At 60.7% G+C, this 2,965-nt stretch carries 3 protein-coding genes; 2 read left to right on the forward strand and 1 reads right to left on the reverse strand.

Features of this window, described 5'->3' with window-relative positions; all coding sequences use genetic code 11:
* The coding region (locus ACRC1E_RS00895; protein ID WP_438513225.1) for a hypothetical protein at nucleotides 1-187 on the forward strand (187 nt) is incomplete at its 5' end.
* A 60-nt stretch (nucleotides 188-247) separates the two neighbouring features.
* A complete protein-coding gene (gene nadB / locus ACRC1E_RS00900; protein WP_438513226.1) occupies nucleotides 248-1,822 on the forward strand; it encodes an L-aspartate oxidase in 1,575 nt (524 codons plus the stop codon).
* Between the two features lie 12 nt (nucleotides 1,823-1,834).
* Here nadB and ACRC1E_RS00905 read toward each other — a convergent pair.
* A partial coding sequence (locus tag ACRC1E_RS00905) for a sensor histidine kinase (RefSeq protein ID WP_438513227.1) occupies nucleotides 1,835-2,965 on the reverse strand: 1,131 nt, incomplete at its 5' end.

Raw genomic sequence — 2,965 nt, forward strand, 5'->3', positions numbered from 1 at the left:
GCCAAGCACTCACACCTATCGGTTGTTCGTGTTGTTAAAGAGCAGTGCCGATCCGCTTGTTTCGTTTGCGGCGTCAGCTGAGGAGGCGAAATATACGCATCCTGCTCCGATGCGTCAACACCTGTGGCAAGATATTTCAAATATTACGCAAAACACCCTCTATTTATGCCAAAACGCAGCTTTTTGACATCTTAAATTCTGATACGCTAGCTTTTATCGGCGAAACCCTCGCTTGTGGACACTACTCATGCTCAATTTTGACGTACTTATTATTGGCAGCGGACTAGCCGGCATGACGCTGGCCCTGCATTTGGCGGAACAGCGCAAGGTCTGTGTCATTACCAAGCGTGATCTGCTGGAAGGCAGCTCCAGCTATGCCCAGGGCGGCATCGCTGCGGTGCTGGATACCGGCGATTCGATCGAGCACCATATTGCCGACACCCTGATTGCCGGTGCCGGGCTATGCAACGAAGCCTCCAGCCGCTTTATTGTCGAGCATTCCAAAGAAGCCATAGACTGGCTGATCGAACTGGGCGTGCCCTTTACCCGCGACGAAGCACACCAGACCGGCTACCACCTGACACGCGAAGGCGGCCACAGTCACCGCCGCATCATTCACGCGGCGGATGCAACCGGCGCAGCCGTCACCAGCACGCTGGGGCAGAAGTTGCGCGCCCATCCCAATATCACGCTGCTGGAAGAACATATCGCAGTCGACCTGATTACCTCGGCCAAGCTGGGGCGGGAAGGCAAACGCTGTTTCGGTGCCTATGTACTGGATAAGGTGAACGATCAGGTCATCACCATTGCCGCCCCGCACACCATTGTGGCATCCGGCGGTACCGGCAAGGTGTATCTCTATACCACCAACCCCGACACCGCCACCGGCGACGGCATTGCCATGGGCTGGCGTGCCGGCTGTCGGGTCGCGAATATGGAATTCATCCAGTTCCATCCGACCTGCCTCTACCATCCGCACAGCAAATCGTTTTTGATTTCGGAAGCGGTACGCGGTGAGGGCGGCATTCTGAAGCTGCCGGACGGCACCCGCTTTATGCCCGAGCATGACGAGCGTGCCGAACTGGCACCGCGCGATATCGTGGCACGCGCCATCGACTTCGAGATGAAGAAGCATGGCCTCGACTGCGTGTATCTGGACATTTCGTACAAGCCGGCGGCTTTCGTGCGCGAGCACTTCCCCAATATCTACGCCCATTGTCTGGAACTGGGCATAGATATCACCCAGCAGGGCATTCCGGTGGTGCCGGCCGCACACTACACCTGTGGCGGCCTGATCACCGACCTTGATGGCCAGACCGATGTCGAAGGCCTGTTTGCCGTGGGCGAAGCCGCCTGCACCGGGCTGCACGGCGCCAACCGGCTGGCCAGCAACTCGCTGCTCGAATGCATGGTGATCGGCAAGGCCGCCTCGGCCCGCATACTGCAGCAAGCGGATGCAGAGTTACCCGCCATCCCGGACTGGGATGACAGCCAAGTCACCGACCCGGACGAGGAAGTCGTGATCTCGCACAACTGGGACGAGTTACGGCGTGCGATGTGGGACTACGTCGGCATCGTGCGGACCAATAAGCGGCTAAAGCGCGCACTGCACCGCATCGAACTGCTGAAGCTGGAAATCGACGAGTATTACAGCCATTTCCATGTCAGCAACGACCTGATCGAGCTACGCAATCTGGTACTCAGCGCCGAGCTGATCGTGCGCTCGGCGCTGGCGCGCAAGGAAAGCCGCGGCCTGCATTACAGCCGCGACTACCCGGACACCCAGCCCGTGGCGACCGAGACCATTCTGAGCCCGGATTAAGTACGCCATCGCTCACGCCTGAAACGCCCTGCCCTGCTCTTCGCCGGGCGGGGCGTTGTCGCATCCGGGCAGCGGCAGGGTAAACCAGAACACACAGCCACCGGCCAGCGTACGCGTCACGCCGAACTCGCCGCGATGGAACTCGATAATCGAGCGGCAGATATTCAGCCCTATCCCCATACCATCCGCCTTGCTGCTGTAAAACGGCGTAAACAGATTGGCGCGCGCGCTATCGGACAGACCCGGGCCATTATCCAGCACTTCAACCCGCCAACTGGATAGCCCGGTCTCGGCGCGCACATCGACTCTCGGCCGTGTCACCCTCGCCTCCACCTGCGCTTCCACCGCATTTTTGACCAGATTGAGGATCACCTGCTCGATCAGCACCGGGTCCAGCTGCAAGGCACAGGCCGGGCCGCGTTGAATCAGGCGCAGCGGCACCAGATGCTTATCGGCCAGCGGCTGCGCCAGACTCAGCGCATGCACCATCAGCACCGCAGGATCGACCGGCTGCAACTGCGGCGTATGTTTTTTCACGAAGGCGCGGATACTGCTGACGATCTGCCCCGCCCGCCGCGCCTGATCCGATAGCGCCTGCAAGGCCGGCGTCACCCCATCCGGTAAAGAGTCGATACCGGCCAAACGCCGCTTCAGGCCCGAGGCATAAGTATTGATGGCGGTTAGCGGCTGACCCAGCTCATGTGCGAGGCTGGAGGCCATCTCGCCCATCGCTACCAGCCGGGTCGTGGTCTGGAACCGCTCCTCCAGCGCGCGCTCGCGCTCGTCGCGGGCACGCGTCTCGGTCACATCCAGCAGCAGGGTCAACCAGGCCTGCTCGCCATCGCTCCACTCGATGCGGCTATGTTGCAATTCAAAACAATGCCCGCCCGCATCCGGGCCATGTTCGATGTGCAGCCCTTCACCGCCCGGCTGCGGCGGCAAGCCCGGCAACACTACACAATGACTGCCGGCAGCGGCCAGCGGCCATAGCCGGGCAAAAGCCGGGTTGCCGTACAGCAGGCCAAAATCCTCGCCGGACGAGACACAGATACCGGTTTCCAGGCCGTTCAGCACCGCCAGAAAACGCTCGCGCGAAGCCACCATCGCCAGACGCTGGCGCTTAAGTTCGGTGATATCGTACAT

The organism is Craterilacuibacter sp. (assembly GCF_051659485.1).
Taxonomy (GTDB): domain Bacteria; phylum Pseudomonadota; class Gammaproteobacteria; order Burkholderiales; family Chromobacteriaceae; genus Craterilacuibacter.